Annotated in this window: 1 protein-coding gene; it reads right to left on the reverse strand. The window is 67.0% G+C overall.

Annotated features, from left to right (window positions below):
* A partial coding sequence (locus CAF70_RS25990) for an Ig-like domain-containing protein (protein WP_256573322.1) occupies positions 1 to 694 on the reverse strand: 694 nt, incomplete at both ends.

Below are 694 nucleotides of genomic sequence, written 5' to 3' on the forward strand. Positions count from 1 at the left end.
CGACGGAGCACTGGTGTTGCCGGCCGGGTCGGTTGCCGTAGCGTTGACCACGGTTCCATTGGCCAGTGGCGTGCCGGGGGTGAAGCTCCAGTTGCCGCTACCATCGGCGATGGTCTGGCCAATCGGGTTGCCGCTGCCATCGGTGAGGATGACCCTCGCTCCAGCTTCGGCAGTACCGCTGATTGCCGCGCCATTGCTCGGTTCGACCACCGGTGCAGCCGGAGCAACCGAGTCCACCGTGGTGCTCGACGGCACGCTGGTGTTGCCGGTCGCATCGGTTGCCGTGGCGTTGACCACGGTACCGTTGGCCAACGGCGAGCCAGGGATGAAGCTCCAGTTGCCGCTGCCATCAGCGGTGACCTGCCCGATCGGGTTGCCGCTGCCATCGGTCAGGATCACCTTGGCCCCGGCTTCAGCAGTACCACTGACCACTGCCCCGTTGCTCGGGGTGATGATCGGCGCAGGCGGCGCGACGGCATCAACGGTAGCGCTGGTCGGCCCACTGGTATTGCCGGCGACGTCCTGGGCCACGGCGTTGATCACCGTGCCGTTGGCCAGCGGGGTCGCAGGCGTGAAGGCCCAGTTGCCACTGCCATCGGCGGTCGTTTCGCCGATCGGGTTGCCGCTGCCGTCGGTAAGAATCACCTTGGCCCCGGCTTCAGCGGTACCACTGATCACCGCCCCGTTGCTTGGG

The sequence above is a fragment of the Pseudomonas sp. B19(2017) genome (assembly GCF_002113165.1).
Taxonomy (GTDB): Bacteria; Pseudomonadota; Gammaproteobacteria; order Pseudomonadales; family Pseudomonadaceae; genus Aquipseudomonas.